Source organism: Sphingobacterium psychroaquaticum, assembly GCF_004421025.1.
Taxonomy (GTDB): Bacteria; Bacteroidota; Bacteroidia; order Sphingobacteriales; family Sphingobacteriaceae; genus Sphingobacterium; species Sphingobacterium psychroaquaticum.
On the sequence record NZ_CP038029.1, the window covers coordinates 1,327,255 to 1,346,648 of the forward strand.

At 46.8% G+C, this 19,394-nt stretch carries 14 protein-coding genes; 8 read left to right on the plus strand and 6 right to left on the minus strand.

What is annotated here, in order from left to right; genetic code table 11:
• Both E2P86_RS05515 and arsB read left to right on the plus strand, forming a co-directional pair.
• A complete protein-coding gene (locus E2P86_RS05515) occupies positions 1-621 on the plus strand; it encodes an arsenate-mycothiol transferase ArsC (RefSeq protein ID WP_240775576.1) in 621 nt (206 codons plus the stop codon).
• Positions 621-1,643, plus strand: a complete 1,023-nt coding sequence (gene arsB / locus E2P86_RS05520; protein ID WP_134433993.1) for an ACR3 family arsenite efflux transporter — start codon at positions 621-623, stop codon at positions 1,641-1,643. The genes E2P86_RS05515 and arsB overlap by 1 nt, the downstream gene beginning before the upstream one ends.
• 16 nt (positions 1,644-1,659) lie before the next feature.
• Here arsB and E2P86_RS05525 read toward each other — a convergent pair whose 3' ends face one another.
• The 6 genes from E2P86_RS05525 to E2P86_RS05550 all read right to left on the minus strand — a co-directional run bounded on the left by E2P86_RS05525 (position 1,660) and on the right by E2P86_RS05550 (position 10,261).
• Complete coding sequence (locus E2P86_RS05525) at positions 1,660-2,925, minus strand: ATP-binding protein (protein ID WP_134431389.1); 1,266 nt, start codon at positions 2,923-2,925, stop codon at positions 1,660-1,662.
• 100 nt (positions 2,926-3,025) lie between these two features.
• Positions 3,026-3,232: a PLDc N-terminal domain-containing protein gene (locus tag E2P86_RS05530; RefSeq protein WP_085473890.1), complete on the minus strand. Its 207-nt coding sequence runs from the start codon at positions 3,230-3,232 to the stop codon at positions 3,026-3,028.
• Between the two features lie 265 nt (positions 3,233-3,497).
• Positions 3,498-4,877 (minus strand): RagB/SusD family nutrient uptake outer membrane protein, encoded by a 1,380-nt coding sequence (locus E2P86_RS05535; RefSeq protein WP_166785152.1) that lies wholly within the window; start codon positions 4,875-4,877, stop codon positions 3,498-3,500.
• A gap of 18 nt (positions 4,878-4,895) precedes the next feature.
• Positions 4,896-8,258, minus strand: a complete 3,363-nt coding sequence (locus E2P86_RS05540; protein ID WP_166785153.1) for a SusC/RagA family TonB-linked outer membrane protein — start codon at positions 8,256-8,258, stop codon at positions 4,896-4,898.
• A 188-nt stretch (positions 8,259-8,446) separates the two neighbouring features.
• The gene (locus tag E2P86_RS05545; RefSeq protein ID WP_134431398.1) at positions 8,447-9,613 is read right to left on the minus strand and encodes a FecR family protein; all 1,167 of its coding nucleotides are present in this window, start codon (positions 9,611-9,613) and stop codon (positions 8,447-8,449) included.
• Positions 9,614-9,688: 75 nt separating this feature from the next.
• Complete coding sequence (locus E2P86_RS05550) at positions 9,689-10,261, minus strand: RNA polymerase sigma factor (protein ID WP_085473895.1); 573 nt, start codon at positions 10,259-10,261, stop codon at positions 9,689-9,691.
• Between the two features lie 269 nt (positions 10,262-10,530).
• On the opposite strand from E2P86_RS05550, the gene E2P86_RS05555 reads away from it, so the two are divergent.
• From E2P86_RS05555 to E2P86_RS05580, 6 genes are all read left to right on the plus strand, one after another.
• Entirely contained in the window at positions 10,531-11,394 is an 864-nt protein-coding gene (locus E2P86_RS05555) for a sugar phosphate isomerase/epimerase family protein (RefSeq protein ID WP_134431401.1), read from the plus strand.
• 87 nt (positions 11,395-11,481) lie between these two features.
• Positions 11,482-12,051, plus strand: a complete 570-nt coding sequence (locus E2P86_RS05560) for an RNA polymerase sigma factor (protein WP_134431404.1) — start codon at positions 11,482-11,484, stop codon at positions 12,049-12,051.
• 51 nt (positions 12,052-12,102) lie between these two features.
• Positions 12,103-13,251 (plus strand): FecR family protein, encoded by a 1,149-nt coding sequence (locus tag E2P86_RS05565; protein ID WP_134431407.1) that lies wholly within the window; start codon positions 12,103-12,105, stop codon positions 13,249-13,251.
• An 89-nt stretch (positions 13,252-13,340) separates the two neighbouring features.
• A complete protein-coding gene (locus E2P86_RS05570) occupies positions 13,341-16,754 on the plus strand; it encodes a TonB-dependent receptor (RefSeq protein ID WP_134431409.1) in 3,414 nt (1,137 codons plus the stop codon).
• 18 nt (positions 16,755-16,772) lie between these two features.
• On the plus strand, positions 16,773-18,374 hold the full coding sequence (locus E2P86_RS05575) for a RagB/SusD family nutrient uptake outer membrane protein (RefSeq protein ID WP_134431412.1): 1,602 nt from the start codon (positions 16,773-16,775) through the stop codon (positions 18,372-18,374).
• Positions 18,375-18,387: 13 nt separating this feature from the next.
• Positions 18,388-19,389 carry a DUF5017 domain-containing protein gene (locus tag E2P86_RS05580; protein WP_134431415.1) on the plus strand — a complete coding sequence of 334 codons (1,002 nt, stop codon included), beginning with the start codon at positions 18,388-18,390 and terminating at the stop codon, positions 19,387-19,389.
• Positions 19,390-19,394 lie beyond the last annotated feature (5 nt).

Consider the following 19,394-nt stretch of genomic DNA (forward strand, 5'->3'; position numbering starts at 1 on the left):
ATGATGTATCCAGCCTTATCCCATACGATAGCGCACGTGCTGCAGGGGCACGAGGTAGGTCCGGAGCGCCGTGAACAGTTGCAGCCTCTTATTGATTATATCCAGGAGAAAGTCGGTCGCGCACAAGCGGTCGACCTCAACTTTATCTGTATGCACAACTCCCGCCGGAGCCACTTGGCGCAGGTATGGGCCGAAACGGCAGCAATATACTTTGGTGTTCCACGTGTGACCTGCTACTCGGGCGGTACCGAGGCTACGGCGCTGTTTCCTAAAATCCTCGATACACTCATCGCGCAGGGCTTTACAGCCAGTACTCTTGCTGAAGTTGCAAACCCAATTTATGGCATGAAGTGTCAGGATAATGCTCGGCCTATTATCGGGTTCTCGAAAGTATACGACAGCCCTTTTAATCCAGCAACCAACTTTGCGGCCGTGCTTACATGCACGCAGGCGGATGAAGGATGCCCTTTTATTGCGGGAGCCGAGAAGCGGATTTCTCTTCCTTTTGAAGATCCGAAGCAGTCGGATGGTACCGCTGAACAAAGCGCAGTCTATGCGGCACGCAGCCTTGAGATTGCTGCTGCCATGTTTTATGTTTTCTCAAAAATTAAACGATCATGATGCAGCCCCGACTAAAATTTTTGGACCGTTACCTCACCCTTTGGATTTTTATGGCGATGGCTTTTGGCGTGGGATTGGGTTTTTTCTTTCCGGAGATTGCCCAGCGGATGGATACCGTTTCGGTGGGCACCACAAATATTCCGTTGGCGATCGGATTGATCCTGATGATGTATCCACCCCTCGCTAAAGTCGACTATTCCTTGCTCCCGCACGCTTTTCGTGATAAGAAGGTCATCAGTATCTCTTTGCTCCTCAATTGGGTGGTCGGCCCCATCCTGATGTTTGCATTGGCCATTCTCTTTTTGCGCGATGAGCCCGATTATATGGTTGGCTTAATCCTGATCGGCTTGGCGCGATGTATTGCGATGGTCATTGTGTGGAATGACCTGGCTAAGGGAAACCGAGAATATGCCGCCCTGCTGATCGCATTAAACAGTATTTTCCAGGTCTTTACGTACAGCTTTTTTGTATGGCTGTTTATCAATGTGTTGCCGCGGACATTGGGTATAGCCGATTTTCAGGTGGAGGTCTCCATGCGTGATGTAACTGAAAGTGTACTTATCTATCTCGGAATTCCTTTTCTAGCGGGTTTCTTGAGCCGATTTATTCTGACCATAACCAAAGGGATTGCGTGGTACAACCATACGTTTATTCCACGTATTTCACCTATTACACTGTATGCCCTGCTCTTCACGATCGTGTTGATGTTCAGTTTGAAAGGCGACCGTATTGTCGCACTTCCTATGGATGTGGTCCGCGTAGCGATACCCTTGGTTATCTACTTTGTACTGATGTTCGTCTTGAGCTTCTTTATCAACAGATCGTTAGGCGTGCCATACGATAAGAATGCTGCGATCGCTTTTACTGCCACAGGCAATAACTTTGAATTGGCCATAGCTGTCTCCATTGCAGTGTTCGGTATTCACTCCCCACAAGCATTTGTCGGCGTTATCGGTCCACTGGTTGAAGTTCCAGTGCTGATCCTGTTAGTCCGTGCTAGCTTGTGGATGCGAGGGAAATAGTTGGTGGTTTGTAGTTCTAAATAATCGCCTTTATACGTGCATATTCCTTATCGGTAAGCTTTACACTTTGTGTGATCACGGGTAGTAAATCTTCGCGGCGGTCGGTTTGCAACAGCAGGTCGAAGAGCCCCAAAAAGGTACGTGTGAGCTCCGGTTTCATGCCGACAAAAACTTTTGGATCTGCTGTATAAATTTCCTTGATCAATGCAATCAACACGCCTTTGCGTTGCTGGTCGGCCGGTGCGGGACTGTAGTAGGGCAGGAGCAGCTTATCTTCTAACTCCTGGATCTTACCCTGCACGGCCTGCTCTAGCACATATTTCTTTTGCTTGCGATCCAAAAGATCACGTAGCTCAGCTTGTAGTCGCTTGAAGAGAACCTGTTGCTCTTTGTGGCTGAATAAGGTATTGTCATCCGCTAAGAACAGCTCTTCTTCCGAATTATCGAAGAAATTGGATTGGATGTACACACTGTGGTGAAAATCAATCGCATTGTTGTTAAAGCTGGTCAGGAGCTTGCTGACTTCTTTCTTCTCCGAATCTAGGAAATAGTAGTAATAGCGGTCACCAATACTTTCCTTCCATCGGATATATTGGATATTAAATTGAGCGGTACTCTGTTCATCTGGCGTGTAAAGTGTTACGGTCGTCTGGTCGCTCTCCGCAATCAGCTGGCTGTAGTCCAACAGTTCCCCATTGATACGGATTTCAAAGCCACGATCGCGGTTCAAGAACAAGAACCAACCAAATTCTTGCGCCAAGAAATGAATAAACTCAGGCGAGTGGAGGTAGTCGTCCTTTAAGCCGAATATTCCTTGTAGGACAGCCGTAGTGCCAGGAACAGCCGTTTTGCTTTCTTCTGGTGCGGATACCTCGTAGTTTTCCTTTTGTCCACGGTCGATCTCGATCTTGTACGTGTAGTTTTTGCCGTCTTCGCTGTACGTGGTGTACCAGCTGGCATGGGTCGCAAACAGCGAAAAGGAAAAACGACCTTTCCCTTTTTTACCACGGGTATAGGAGCTACGCTTTACGGCGTGGCGTTTGGTCGAATCCAAGAAGTTTCCGAAGGCCAGTGTCAGCTCCTCATGCGGCATCCCTTCACCATTGTCGGCAATCTCAAGCTTATGGATATAACCCAATTCATTGCTGTCGTAGTCTATCGCGATTTTGCTGGCGCGGGCATCAAAGCCGTTCCATATATATTCGGCAATAGCCTGTGCCGGGTCTTTTGGTAGTCCTGCCGACTCGATACTTGCATTGGTAAGCTTGGTGTTGTTTCTCATGATGGATGATCCTTTGGCTGTTTAATCAGCACAAATTAACAAAAGCAATGGGAAACTAAAAATTTCTTCACCAAGGGGATTTAAATCTATGCTCCTGGTTTTACCTTGAACCGTTTTTTCCAAACAACCAGTACAAGATAACACCGAGTCCATTAAGCACCAGAAGAACGATTATCCATACAATGCGTAGGTTGCCTGTGAGGTTCGGGTTCGTGATGGCGTGATAGAATGTGTAGATGTAAATGAGGGATAGAAGCAGAATGACAATAAGTTCCAATCCGCCCACGTTGAGGAATAGCATGTTCATATAATTGATTATTTAGTGTTGTGTAACGTAAAAGTAAACTATTATAAGAAAATAACAAAGGCTCTTATTTGTACTGTTTTCTGGTTTCTAAAAACAGTTCAATCTGGTTAATGACTTTGGGTAGACTTTTTCCTAAGAAGTGAAAAATAGTATTGATATGTAGATGGCGAAGCACCACGAACCCCGAAGAAGATTCCTCGTAAGGAAAGCAGATGATGCTTTAAAAGAAATGGAGCTGTATCCCGTATACAGCTCCATTTTTCTTTTAATACCCTTTATTTTGGGAAAGTTTGATATTGCGCAGCAGTTCCGTGCTATTGAACGGGAGGAACAACCGTGTAGCATCTTGACCTTTACTTTGCAGATATGGAATCGCTTTCCCAAAACGCTTCATATCTTGCCAGCGTCGGCCTTCGCCCACAAGTTCTCGACGGCGTTCCGCTTCGATCTCCGCCAAGAATGCCGTGGTATTGGCAAATGCAGTCGCCAGCTTCTGGCTGCTGCCGCGCGCCTTGCGGAGCTCGTTATAGCGGGTCACGACAACCTGTCCTTGACGGGCAGCGGCTTCCGCAGAAATAAGGTAAGCCTCACTGATACGTGCTATAGGATACACAATAAACGCATTGGAGGACGGCTGCAACGTATCGGTCGAGAATTTCAACAGGTAAGTCACCGCTTCCCCAATCGTGTTGTTATGCCTCTTTAGGAGTAAAGAAGCCCGGATGTCGCTTGGTTCGTAGGACTGCGCCAATGTCGGGTCTACCCAAGTTAACCCGATGCCAGCACCGCGGAAAGGAGGAGGGGGCGAATACATGGTATAGAGTCCACCGCGCTCGTATCCGGTAATGGGCTCGGAAAGTCGCCACAGCATTTCTGAGCTTTTGCTGGCATAGCGAAAGTTATCGCCAAAGTCGCCCTCGCTCAGCTTGTTTTTTCCACTTTTGATCACCTCTTCCGATAGGTCATAAGCTTCCTTGTTTTTTCCCAAGTGTAAGTACGTACGAGCAAGCAGCAGCTGGGCCGCCGGTTTGCTCACATTGTCGGCGCTCTTAAAATCACCCAACAGTGGAATGGCATCCGTTAAGTCTTTGGTGATATGTGCGTAAACTTCCTCCTCGGTGTTCTTATCACGGCGGATGACACTGATATCGGTCTCCAGGTCCAAGGTCAGGATAACGCCACCGTAGGCTTCTGCCAAGCGGTAATAGTTGTACGCACGGATGGTCAATGCTTCGCCCAAGATGCTGTTGTAGTCCGTCAGCCCTTTGGTACGGATATAGTTGATAATAAAGTTGGCATTACCAATCGCGGTATAGGCACTGTTGTATAATCGGCCGTTGCCAAAGCCATCCTGCACATTCGGGTTACAGTCGTCATAGGAACGTGGATTAAATTGTGCAGGCGAAGATCCTTGGATCGAAGTGATATCATCGCTATAGATATCCCACACCGGATACGGTTGGTAATAGATGCCCAACGGGCGATAGGCACCGCGCAGCAACAAGGGTAAGTCGCCTGGTTGTACCTTCTCCAATGGAATAGAGGTATCGGGCACCGGTTTATCCAAGGACTTGTCGCAGCTTAGCAGGCAGGCCACAAGCAAAAGAGAAGCGATGCTGTACTGTATTTTATATATGATTTTCATGATGCTCATTGGAATAGATTAAAAAGTGATATCGAAACCTAGGGAATAGACGCGCGGCATAGGCGCGATAGCCTGCTGCCATCCGCTGCCCATCGCTTGTTCGGGGTCGTTGGAATTCAGGTTTTTATCCTTTATGATAAAGAGATTCTGTCCCGCTACATACACACGGCACGATCCGATCCCTGCGTTTTTCAACTTTGTCGATGTCAGATCGTAAGCTAGGGTTAAGTTTTTCAAGCGTACATAGGACGCATTATATAGATATAGGGTTGATACACGCGTATTCCAGTCGGTCGTCATCCCGGCTCCATGTGGTCCCACCACAGCTCTTGGATAACGGCTGTCGGAACCCGGTGCAGTCCAACGGTCGAGCACCCACTCTGGTTTATTGACCATGACGCCCGTATAGTCGTCAAAGCCATATTGACGGGCTTCCTGCTCGCTGAAGTTATAGATTTTACTGCCCGCCGAGAATACAAATAAGCTGGATAGCGATAGTTTCTTGTAGGAGAGGCTCCCATGGAAGCCACCCGATATTTTCGGTTGCGCGGTCGAGATGTAGACCATATCCTCTTGGTTGATCAGACCATCCTGGTTAACATCCTCATAAATAGCATCCCCCGTTTGTTGATCGATACCGATCGCATTATACAGTTGCAGCAGCCCCACCGGTCTGCCGACCTGAATAAAGCCCATCGGTCCGCCCGCAGCATAGCCGCCATAAGCGATTCTGTTATCGCGCAGCTCGGTTACCTTATTGCGGTTGATGTTCAGGTCGGTACCCACGCGCCACTTCCACGGTCCCTGCTGTGCCGACGAGTTGCCGACCGATAGCGATAGGTCGAGACCACGGTTGCGCATACCGCCCAAGTTGGCGCGTTGCGACATAAAGCCCCCGCTGGACATCGGTATCTGGATGCTCGTAATGAGATCGTCGGTTTGTTTCACATAAAACTCGGCCGTCAGCTGGATCCGATCTTTCCAGAAGGTACCGTCCAACCCAATATCATACTGCTTGGTGCGTTCCCATTGCAGGTCTGGATTACCCAACGTGGTATTCAACTGGAGGGCCGGTTGGTTGAGGTAGGTTTGGATACCGGCTAAGCTGGATACATCGAAAAGACCCAATGGGCGGATGTTTCCGGTAATACCATAGCTTCCCCGTACTTTCAAGAAGTCGATCCACGGTTGCGACTGTACAAAAGATTCTTTGCTCAAGATATACCCGGCAGAGACGGCAGGAAACCACGCGTAGCGGAAGTTTTTCAGTTTACTCGAACCGTCACGGCGTAGGGATGCACTCAGCAGGTAACGACCATTCCAACTCAAGTTGGTGCGCAGGAAGTAAGACGAAGAATTTTCCTGGTAATCGCGATTGAGGTAGGTGTAGTTGTTGTTAAAGCGAGAGGCATTTCCCGGTGCCCATAGGCTCTCACTCACCGGGAAACCTTCCAGAACAGATCCTCGCGTGCCGTAGCTGTTGTCCATAAATTCTTGCCCCAACACCACATCGCCCTGCAGAAGGTCGTAGTTTACGTTGTAGGTCAGTAAGTTGTTGAAGGTATAGCGTATCCCTTTGTTCTGTACGGATTTGTAATGTCCGGCGCTAAATTGACCTTCGTAAGAAAACGGGGTGAAAAACTCCACGTCTTCGATCTGGCTTTGCGAGGCTGCAAGGCTTGTACGGAAGGAAAGATTTTCGGTAAGCTTCGCTTTGGCGGAGAAGTTACCGACATAGTTCCAGGTGGACGCTTTGGGGCGATAGCCATCCCGAGAGGCAAAAGGGTGGGGCTGTGCACCAAACCAGTAGCCATAGCTCCCGTCGCTGTTCGTCTTGATCTCTAGGGGCGTATCCGGGCGCGCTTGGAGGGCGCCGTACATATCGCTGTATATATTGTTGGATACGGAGTTGGAGATCTGGATGTTTGCTTGCAGGTCGAGCCACGGGTACAGCTGTTGAATTAAGGATAGCTTGCCACTGTTACGCCCAAAACGACCTTTCCCGATGGAATTGTCCTCTCCAAATTTACCAAAGGAAACGTAGTAACCACTTTTGGCGGTTCCACCGCTAATGCTGGCTTGTAGGTTGTAGGTGCCGGCATGGTTGGGCGCCAGCTGCTCGATCCAGTTCGTATCGCCATCGCCCATTTGGAGGCTGTTGATCTGTCCGTTCAATTGTCCTTTTTCGGTGTTCAGGTTGGCAATCTGTCCCGGCGTGAGGTTGCCTGCAAGAAGTTGGCGCTCGATATCGCTGATTCGGTATTGTCGGGCTTCATTGAACATCGATTGATATCCACCGCTGTTCAGGGGACGGTATCCAAATTCGGTCTTCGTAACCCCGTAATAACTGTTGAGGGCGATGGTAGGTTTGCTGTTTAGCTGCCCTTGTTTGGTCGTGATCAGGATTACACCTTGTGCACCACGAGCACCATAAATGGCAGAAGAGGCCGCATCTTTCAATACCTCAACCGAAGCGATATCTTGCGGGTTGAGGTTTGCCAAACTGTAGTTGGCATTGGTGGATGTCGGCGACATCGGTGTGCCGATCGCATCGATCACCAAACCGTCGACCACAATAAGTGGATTGGCACCCGTACCTCCAATTGCCCCCTGCGTGGTTTGTACGCCGCGAACCACAAAGTTCGGAATAGAACCCGGGCTGGAGCTGGTATTTTGTACCTGGAGACCGGCGATTCTTCCTTGGAGTGCCGAAATAGGGTTGCTTACCATATTCTCTTCCGCCTTTAACTCCGAGACACGACCTACCGAACCGGTCAACAAGCTCCGTTTGCGCGTTCCGTATCCGATGATAACGGTTTCGTCCATCAAGGTGACGAATTGCTGAAGGACATAGCGGTTGTTGCCTGCCGTGCTGGCGGAAACCTCGCGCAGCTGGAAACCGACCATGCTGATCAGTAGGGTGACGGTGCTCCTGTCGGAGGTAACCGTGAAGCGTCCCTGCGAATCGGTCCGCGTGATTAGTTCGGTTCCTTTGACCCGGATCGTGGCGCCCACCAAGGGAGCCCCCACGCTATCGGTAACACTACCCGTGATGCTATGTTGCACCTTTTCGATGGAGGGACGCTGTGGTAATTTTGTTAAAATAATCTCCTTGCCTTCCAAGACGAAGGTGATGCCCTGTGGCTCCAGTACTTGGGTGAGGGCAGCCGGTAACGCCTCGTTCTTGAGGTTGACCCGGAAAGGGGATGTGTTTTCGAGCAACGCCGAATTATACACGACGCGGTAGCCTGTCTGTTTTTGGACAGCCGTGAAAAACTGCTTGTAGTTGATGCGGTCTTTCTGTAGACTGACCTGCTGGCCAATGCTATGGGCACTGACTTGGCAGAGGAACACAGTGAGAAGTAAAGTGATTGTTTTCACGATCCTAAGAAAAATTAGTGTGCGCAAATTTTTATACATTTGTTAGGTGTTTTGATCTATAGTGCGACAACGATGTTTGGTAGACACAGTCGCCTATAAACCGGTAATACATTATGAATTAGGTTAATCAGAACATGTTGCCGGAGGTGTTGGTCGCACTTCCGGTTTTATGTTTTTCTTGGTTGGTACTATTTCGTCACGATGACCCTCCTTCCTTTGGTTATAAACGTAACATCGCCCGTCAGTTCTAAGCGGCGCAATACATCCGATAGGTTTTTATATTTTGATACCGAACCGCCAAAACGTATGTTGGGGTCAACATTCTTGAACTCGACATCGATATCGTACCACCGTTCGATTTTTTTCATGATGGTAACCAAGCTTTCGTCATTGAAGTAGATCAACCCATTTTTCCAGTCGAGCGCAGCGGCAGTATCGATGGCTGCAATATGGATGTCGCTGTTATGGATGCGGGCTTCCTGTCCGGGTAGCAACGGGTGGATAGCCCCTCCTTGTGGTAAACGCACTTGGACACGTCCATGAATGAGGGTGGTCTTGGCTTGCTTCTCGTCTTCATAGCTTTTTACATTGAACGCTGTTCCGGTGACTTCGATCTGATGTGATTTTGTCTTTACGATAAAGGGAATCTTTTTCCCGTTCTGGCGGCTGGCACGCACTTCGAAGAAGGCTTCACCATGGAGCTCAACGGTTCTTTCGTTGGCACTGAATTGGTTGGGATACCGCAGGGTGCTCGATGCATTCAGGGTCACCCGGGAGCCATCACTAAGTATAATGGTGTAGTTACCGCCTTTGGGGGTATGCAGGGCGTTGAGGGCTTGCTGGTTTATGGCCGTTTGGGGACTCCAAACAACGGTGCCATCGCCATACGATACCTTATCGCCCACATGAATTGTGTTTTGCGTGTCGTTGAGGTCGATCGCTTGGCCGTCGGCGGTTTGCAGGTAGGCTTTGTTGCCGCCCGGTGTGATAAGGGTGGATGCCGTTGCCGGCGACGGAGCGGATGCCGAAGGTGTTTGGGATTCTTGACGCATGAACACGAGGAAGGCAATACCCGTGCAGACAATCAGTAGCGCAGCGATGCGAAGCCAAGGAGATTGTAGCCAGCGAACGGGGGAAGCTGTGGTCACTTTTTTTGCCGTCTCTAATGCGATATGCTGCGCTAGATTTCGCTCAATCTTGGCCAGATGCTGGGCCATACGCGCTTCATCAGGAAGAAAATGTTCGTCTTCCTGTTCGATCAACATAAAGCTTTCTACCAACCACCGTTCGTGATCGGTCGCCGTACCGTTGTGGTACTTGCGTATTAGTGCTGCAGCATCATATTTCTGTTTCATACGATCAATAACTTGGCCTTCTACGTAACATGTAGGTTCAGCAGGTGATTATCCCAGAAAAAAAAATAAAAAAAATTAAAAAAGGAAGAGAAACCAGTAAAGCTTACCCAATTGTTTGCGTAGCTGCTGGTTGGCATTGTTGATTTGGTTCTGTACTGTTTTTTTGGATATCTGCAGTTGATCGGCAATCTCATCGGCGTTAAGATGGTCCTTGTAGTGCATTAAAAATACGATACGCATCTTTTGCGGCAGCTTGTCGATTTGATCATTTACGATCTGCATCACTTCGCGCTCGGCAATCGCATTGTCGGTTTGCCAGTGCGATTGATCCAGGAATGTCTGAAAGCGGTCGATGTAATCTTGTCGCACCTTTTGGCGGTCTATCCAATCGAAAAAGCGATAACGGATAGCGCTGAACAGGTAGGACTCCAGGGTGGAGTGCAGTGCTGTTGTTTCTCTCTTTTCCCACAGCCGTAGCATGATATCTTGCACCAAGTCGGCAGCAAGGTCTTCATTTTTGACCAGGTTGCAAGCAAAAAGATAGAGCGGTTCCCGGTAGCGATTATAGATCGCCATGAAGGCGGCCTTATCGGAGGTCTTCAGTAATTCGAAAAGTTGCTGGTCCGTATTGGAATCGTCTTGCTGCATGGGTAATCACGTGTCATGGGACATGATGGTACCTACAAATAAACAATAACATTATAAGATTACCATGCTTTTTTTGTAAAAAACCTTGTTTTTTTCGCGTCCGCTCCAAAATGATAATATCTTAAGCATTTTGGATAAAATGTTAAAGACCTCAAATAACCAACTCTTATAATTTAGTGATCAAGAAGGAATGACCAATTATAATACCGTAAGATGTCTCGAATGTCATCCTGTTACAGTATTAAACATATATCAAATAAATAAGCGAAATGAAAAAAAACAATCTACTCTTGATTCTCGTCACTGTTTTTATAATCGGCTGTAGTACAACCAAGCCCGAGGGTAATCGACAGGCTGTAACACATCCAGAAGCCGCATGGGGCTGGCACCTGGGAGCGCAGGCCTATACCTTTAATCGATTCACGTTTACGGAAGCATTGGAGAAGATAGATAGCGCTGGACTTCGTTATGTAGAGGCGTATCCACAGCAGGTTATAGGGGGCGGCATCGAAGAAAAAATGGATTATAATATGTCCGAGGACAGTAAAAAATACATCAAGCAAATGCTGAAGAAAAAAAATATAGTTTTGCAAGCCTATGGTGTGATCAAGACTAAGGAGGACAGCGATTGGGAAAAAGTGTTTGCCTTTGCTAAAAGTATGGGGGTCAAAACGATAACCTGTGAACCGGAAGCGCGTTTGTTGGATCATATTTCGGCCCTATGTGATCGCTATGATATACGGGCGGCGATCCATAATCATCCTGACCCTTCCTACTACTGGAGTCCAGAGATTGTTTTGGCCAGTATAAATGGACGGAGCAAACGGATGGGGGCTGCGGCCGATATTGGGCATTGGGTCCGTTCGGGATTAGATCCAGTCGCTTGTTTGAAAAAGCTGGAAGGCAGGATTTATCACCTACATTTTAAGGATTTAAATGAGAAAGGGAATAAGAAAGCGCATGATGTGCATTGGGGAACGGGGGTTAACAATGTTCCCGGTGTAATTGCGGAGTTAAAAAGACAGCATTTCAAAGGAATGATTGCTGCAGAATACGAGTACAATTGGGATAATAACATGGCGGATGTTAAGAAAAGTGTGGAGAATTTCAGATCGATCGTCAAAGGAAATTAAATGCGTCGTGTGCTTTAGAAAAATAATTTAGGTTAATCTCGTAAAAATATCTTTATTTGACGTTTCATTGCAAGACTAATTATACCCATGCCTAACGCTTTTGCTCCTATATCTTTGGAAGAACTTTATCTTTTGGTGCAAAGAGATGATCGAAGAGCTTTTGATGTCCTGTATGATCAAACGTGGAAAGATCTGTACACCAAAACCTGTGCACGTTTAGGGGATGAAAGCATGAGCCTTGATATTTTACAAGAGGTCTACATTGATATATGGAATAAAAGAAACATACGGGAGATCAGAAACGTACAAGCGTATCTGCATAACGCCATAAAGTATAAGGTAATAGACTTCTTTAGGGCGAACAAATATACCTTTGAGGTGATTGAAGATTTTGTAGAAATCATCGCAGGAAGTGAGTATGCGGATTCTTCATTTGCAGCAAACGAGTTACAGGCTATTATTGCCTGTTGGCTTGAACAGTTGCCCCATAAGAGGAAAGAGATATTTAAATTGAAATTAGAACAGGGTTTATCAACTGCTGAAATTAGTGAGATCCTTCATATCTCCCCTAAAACCGTTCAAAATCAACTGCTACACGCTAAAACGGAACTCAGAGGTCTCTTAAAAAAAATATTTACTCTTTTTTTGGGAGTTTAATACCTTTTCTTCGACATATAGATAGACACGTATAAACCTAATGTCTATTTTATGTCGAAGAATTCATCGTTAAAGAAAAAACTGCATGCTATTTTTTCCCGTTATATGCGTGGAAAGGCGACAGATTCCGAACAGGAGTTTGTAGATAAGTTCTATCATAATCTAAGCCATTATGAAAGTAAGGTCGATATAGATCCGGAGATGGGGCAGGTGCTCAAAAAGCAAATCAATAACCAACTGGATACTTCATCGACGTATAGCCCTCCTCGCTTTACTGTCTTTATCCGAACGGTAGCCGCTGTTTTTATCGCGATGCTCGTTTGTGGTGGTATCTATTTTTTAGGGGATCGTGATGACGCTGTTGTCCTGGTAAAAAAACAGGGGGAAGCATCTGCTGGTGTAACCGCACTGCATATTGTGAAAGATGGAGCTTCCTACAACTTGGCGGATGCACTTCCGGAGGGAATCTCGGTCGAACAAAGAGACGAACAAAAAGTCGTTGTCATTAATGCAGCAACGCTAACCGTAACCAATAAGCCCCTTCATCTTAAAAACCCGAACCGTGAGGCCTTGGCTATTCAATTATCTGATGGTACCCAATTGTGGCTAAACCAGTCTGCCGAGGTGGTGGTCGACCCTGATTTTGGTCAGGGGGATCGCATAGTGCAGGCAGAAGGAGAAGTTTATTTTAAGGTTAAATCCCTACGGAGGAATGGCAAAGCCGTTCCTTTTATGGTGCATACAACCTTGCAGCAAATACAGGTTTTAGGAACTTCTTTCTTGGTCGATGCGAAGCTAAATGACAAGCAGGAGGTTGTTTTACTCGAGGGTAAGGTGAAACTCCAGCATCAAAAATTTGCCAGCTCCACGGTACTCCAGCCGGGGCAAAGAGCGGCTGTTTCTAAAGGTGATTCCCATATTTCGGTTTCCGCGGCATCCCAATTGCATAAAATTGAAGCTTGGCGGAACGGACTTTTCTCTTTTGAAGAAGAGGGATTGGCGGATGTGATGGCGGAGCTAGCGCAATGGTACGGGGTATCCATTATTGTTTCCCCAGCGGTGCAAAGCCAAAAATACTCGGGGATTATTACCCGCTACAAAGATATTAACGAAGTATTTAGGCTCATTGAGTTGACCAATAATATAAGACTTGTTGAAAAAGGAGGAAAGACGTATGTAATGCCAGTTGATAAACCATAAACTTTTAAATAGATAGGGATGCTACGAACATCCCTATCCGATCGGTTAGGAATAACCCATTTAAATTCTTACCAATTTAAACACTACAAATGTATAAAACACGAATTAATTCTCCCACTAAAGGGAAGGAAAGAACACGCCTAAGAAAGCTCTTTCTCACCGGTATTTTTACACTATTTATTTCTATCGCCACGGTAGATGCCCAGCAAGCTATTCAAATGGAATTTCAAAATAAAAGCATCAAAGATGTTTTTAAGGAATTGCACCAGTCGGCAGGCATAAAATTCATGTACTCATCGACAGATTTTAATGCGAACAAGCTTGTTACCGCTAAATTTGAACGTGCTACTTTAGACCAAGTTCTTACCAAGGTGCTGAGCGGATTGCCGGTCAATTATGTGATCCAAGACAACACGGTGATTATCAAGAAAAAGGCAGCGAATCAGTCGGGTAAACCGGCTCGCACGCTAAAAGGAATCGTGACGGATGAAAAGGGAGCCGCCTTACCGAATGTAACGATTAGAACCTCTGCATCGGGTACCAGCATTGTTTCGGATGCACAAGGGAATTTTAATATCGGTGTGGGGGAGGACAGTTATCTGACTTTTAATATGTTGGGCTACGAGCCACAGCGCTTGGAAATCGATACGCGTGATTCCTATTCGGTGCGGATGATCCCTTCCTACCAGAAATTGGAAGAGGTTGTGGTCAATGTGGGGTATGGCACGGTGCACAAAAGCGATCTGACAGGCGCTGTTAGTCAAGTGAAGATGGAAGAGCTTAATCAAGCTCCGGTAGCGACTTTAGATCAGGCGTTAGCAGGACGGGTGGCTGGTGTGCAGGTTAATAGCTATGACGCACAGCCCGGAAGTTCCTCCGAAATTACCATCCGCGGTGGTAATTCATTGACACAGAGCAATGCCCCGCTGTATGTGGTGGATGGCTTTCCCATGGAAGATTTTTCGTTATCGTCTTTGAATCCTGCCGATGTTGAATCCATCAATATTCTAAAGGATGCTTCGGCTTCGGCCATTTATGGCTCGCGGGGTGCCAACGGTGTTATTATTATTGAAACGAAAAAAGGGAAGCTCGGCACGCCCGAGATTACCTATCAAGGTTATTACGGGATACAGTCTCCTATCCGACGGATGGAGATGATGAGCCCCTATACCTTTGTCAAATACCAATTGGAGTTAAGTCCAGAAGGAGCGAAAAGTTTATACCTGGATAAAGCGGGCATGACCGTAGAAGACTATAGATCTGCACCTGCAATTGATTGGCAGTCGCTCCTTTTTCGAGATGCGCCTATGCTCAACAACATGCTATCGGTACGCGGCGCAAGTACGCATACGAAATATGCCTTTTCGGCTTCTCACCTCAAGCAGGATGGTGTAATCTTGAACTCCGGTTTTGATCGGATGCAGTTTCGGGCCAATATGGAACAAAACATAAGCAGTAAAATAAAAACAAGCCTCCAGATTAATTACGCGAAGGATAAAAACTACGGGACATTGGCCTCCGAGATGAAATCCAGTAGTAACGCCTATGCTTCCTACTTAATATATCGGATGCTGGGATACAGACCGGTTGCCAATGACGTCGATCTGGTGAATGAGTTGATCGATCCTGAGGATGAGTTTGCTATTTTTCTGATGAACCCATTGATCTCCACAAAAAATGAAATAAGGGAGGAAAACAAGTCTGACCTTTTTGTCAGTGCTGCGCTGGATTACAATATTACTAAAGACTTGAATTTTAATGTGCGGGGAGGATATACACAGCGCTTTACGAAAAGTCAGGCCCTATACAATTCGCAAACCTATAAAGGGTTTACATCCAATTGGAATCCCAATGGGGCGAATGGCAGCTATGGCGATATAGAGTTGAACAGCTGGGTTAACGAAAACCGATTGACGTATAAAAAGAGGCTCAACCCACAGCATTATTTTGATGTAACGGGCGCTTTTACGCTGCAAGGGACCTCCCTAGAGAATTATGGATTTGAGACGGATCGAATCACGAATGAACATTTGGGGCTCCGGGCGCTGGATTATGGTATCCCAAAAAATGTAAAATCAATTCTCAGCTCCAATACCTTAGCTTCTTTTTTGGCGCGCGTTAATTACAATTACAAATCTAAATATCTTTTAACCGGTTCTATTCGGGCCGATGGGTCTTCGAAGTTTTCCAAAGCTAATCGTTGGGGCGTTTTCCCGTCTGCAGCGTTTGCCTGGCAGTTGGGTAAGGAAGACTTCCTGAAGGCTGTTTCTTGGATCAACGATGCTAAGTTGCGCGTAAGCTATGGGGTGACCGGTAACAATAGGATCAATGACTTTGTACGTTTCCAGACATTGGATATTACGGATTATTATTCTTTTGGAAATCAGCTGCCTTATTATGCTGCGGTTCTAAGTGGGATGGGCAATGCGGACTTAAGATGGGAAAGTACGGCGCAGTGGGATATTGGCTACGATATGACGCTGCTGAAAAATAGGATAGATCTTAATATAGACGTGTATCAAAAGAATACGACGGACCTCCTGCTCAATGCCAATATACCCTTGGCGACCGGTTTTGGCAATGTATACAAGAATGTCGGCGAAGTACGGAATAGGGGCGTGGAAGTTGCGATACGGTCAACCAACATTCGCAACAAGAACTTTTCGTGGGAAACGGCGTTCAATATAAGCTTCAATGAAAATACAATTATGAAGCTTTCTGATGGGCAATCTAATATTCTTTCTTGGGTCAACTTTACGGGAGACTATAACGGATCATTCTCTTATATCGGTAAGGTCGGTGGGCCGGCCTCCACGATCTATGGATATGTGTGGGACGGGAATTATCAAGTAGAGGATTTTGATAGAGTGGGATCCACCTATGTCCTGAAAGCGGGCGTTCCCAATAATGGAAATGCAAGCGTACAACCGGGGGATATCAAATATGTCGATTACAACAGAGATGGTACCGTCAATGAGAAAGATATGGTGGAGATCGGTCGTGCTCTGCCCAGACATATCGGCGGGCTTCAGAATAATTTTACCTACAAAGGAATCAGCCTGGGCGTATTGTTTCAGTGGAACTATGGAAATGACATTATTAACGCGAATAGGCTAGCTTTTGAAGGGAATATGGGAAATAGAATAGGGCTGAACCAGTTTGCTTCCTATGAAGATCGCTGGACACCGGAGAATCCGACAGATGAGAATTTCCGGGTGGGTGGTTTTGGTCCTAAGGGGCGGTATTCTACCAAGATTATCGAAGATGGTTCTTACCTACGGCTGAAGACAGTGCAGCTGTCTTATACTTTTCCTAAGCGCCTTAGAGGCAAGTTAAAAGGTTTGGAAGTGTATACCGCCGGGCAGAACCTGATCACTTGGACGAAATATAGTGGGTATGATCCCCAGGTCTCGGTTCGCCATTCCAACCTTACCCCGGGATTTGACTACTCGTCGTATCCGAGAAGTCTGACCGTCACAGCCGGAGTTAAAGCTAGTTTTTAAACGATTAAAACAAGGAACATGTTAAAGAAGATATTAGTACGCGGGCCCATTGTTGCCGCTTTGGTTATCCTGCAAAGTTTGAGCGCTTGCAATAACTTTCTCGAGGTAAAACCGGATAAATATGTAGTTTCTACGGAGAGTTATTATAAGACCGAAGAGCAGTTGGATATTGCGCTACGTGGGGTCTATGCTGTTTTGGCCGAAACATTTGTCTACGGCAACTCCCTATTGGGACGTATGGGGCTGGAAGCAGACGAAGGGTTTATGCATTTTCCGACCGACAATGGTACGATTGGCTATTATGTTGTCAATACCACCGACGATAAGCTGCTCAACCACTGGCGGGCATTGTATAGAGGGGTGAGTAGAGCCAATAGTCTCTTGAAGAATATGGATCAGGCGGGGCCACAGGTGAGTGAAGAAAAACGGAAAGAGATAAAGGGGCAGGCTCTTTTCTTGCGGGGGTATTACTATTTCCTCTTGGTAAGCCGATTTGGAGGTGTTCCTATGCCGTTGGATCCACCGGTATCCAGCGAAAATGAAGTTTTGCAACTGAAGAGAACGAATATTAAAGAAGTATATGTCCAGGTGTTATCCGATATGGAGCAAGCGGAAACGATGGTGAAGGATATAAACACCGTGGAGTCGGCCGGTCGGGTGAGCAAATCTGCCGTATGGGCTGTTTTAGCGCGGGTGAATTTGTATATGGCTGGTTATCCATTAGCAGAAAAGGAACGGTATGCAACGGCTGCCCAATGGGCAAAAAAAGTTATTGACTTAGGGTTTCACCGCTTGAATCCTTCGTATGAAGAGGTCTTTGTCAATTATGCACAAGACAAATACGACAGTAAGGAGAGCATTTGGGAGGTGGAGTTCTGGGGCAACGGTACGGGTGTTTATAATGTTACGGGAGGCAGTGTAGGCATCAACAACGGCATCGCCTACTCGGCTACAGGAACCTTGGGCTTTGGGTTTTCACAAGGGATGGTTCGGCCACATCCGTGGCTGTACAGGCTCTATGATGCCGACGACAAGCGACGTGATTGGGCTATTGCCCCGTATCGCTATGGTACGGCAGGCAAAGAGTCATTTCCACCGACCAGCTTGCTGATCGAACGGTTCTGCGGTAAATTCAGAAGAGAAAATGAACTGGTTCTACCGAAGACCAATACGCAGACGCCACAGAACTTTCCGTTGGTGCGGTATGCCGATGTCTTGTTGATGGCAGCAGAAGGGATTAATGAATCCGAAAATTCGGCCACCCATGCACTGCCTTACCTGAACAAAGTGCGGCGGCGTGCCAAAGGTATTGATGTGGAGGGCGGCAATGTTTCGGTGGATCTGACTGGGCTTTCCTCGGAACAGTTGCGCAGCGAGATCAAAAACGAAAGAGCACGGGAGTTGTGTTTTGAAGCCCTCCGTAAGAATGACCTGATCCGTTGGGGGGATTTCTATGAAAAGATGAAGAACCGCCTCTCCGAGGTTCCCACCGGAACCAATACGCTGTATACCTCGATGTACAATTATTATAATAATGCCAGAGAGCGCGATGTAATCTGGCCTATACCATCCTATGAAATGGGGGTTAACCCAAAGCTGGAGCAAAATCCCGGCTGGTAAATGCAGTTAAAATATGAAATATATAATATCGTTCATGATGAATACATATAGATACGTCCTTCTTTTTTTAGCCGTTCTGATGGGGGGCTCCTGTAGCAAGGAATTAAAGACGTTAGCGCCTGATTTTGATGTACAGGTGCTACAGTCTACCGCCAAGGTAGGCCAACCCATACAGTTTGATTTTGTTGGCGATGCCAATATCATTACTTTTTACTCGGGCGAATTTGGTAACGATTACCATTACGCAGATAAGGATAGCATTATAGCACTGGAAAAACTAAACCTTAGTTTTCAGAACCAGGTGCGCGGACAGGGCGGTACCGCCCCATTCTGTCAGGCCGACCAATTTCATGTATTGATCAGTAGTGATCTCGATCTTACTGGGGTGGCGGCGGAAGATCAGTTGGACAAAATAAAACAGGCCAAATGGGTCGATCTGACTACGAAGTATGCATGGAGCCCCTTGAATTGTAGCAGTACCAACCCCTATATTGCTGCCGGCGTACACAATATTGCGGAGCATATCACAAAGAATAAACGTAATTACATTGCCTTTCGGTATACCAACCGTCCCAATACAATGGAGAATGGAAAGTCGGCCATCTGGCGGTTTCAAGCATTGACCCTTAGCGCGGTTACACCTTTGGGAACGACCGTGTTGATGACGCAGGCCAATGCGGGTTGGAAACCGGTGTATGAAGGAGGCATTGCAGCATGGATGGCCAACGCATTCGACTTGTCCGCGAGTTCCTCCGCAGTTACGATGCGGGGGCCACTTACCACCACGGGGACTTATGAGATGTGGTGCGTGAGTAATCCATTTGTGATTACGGATACCAACCTCGGGCATAATCCTGGCGTAGCGGTCAAAGCGTATATCGATAAGCCAATTCGGTCCTATAGTTACATATACAAGAAGCCGGGTACTTATGAGGTCGTCTTTATAGCAACGAATGCCAATAAAGATGGTCGGAGCGAGATACTTCGTAAAGTACAGGTTACTGTTGAACCCTAATGTAC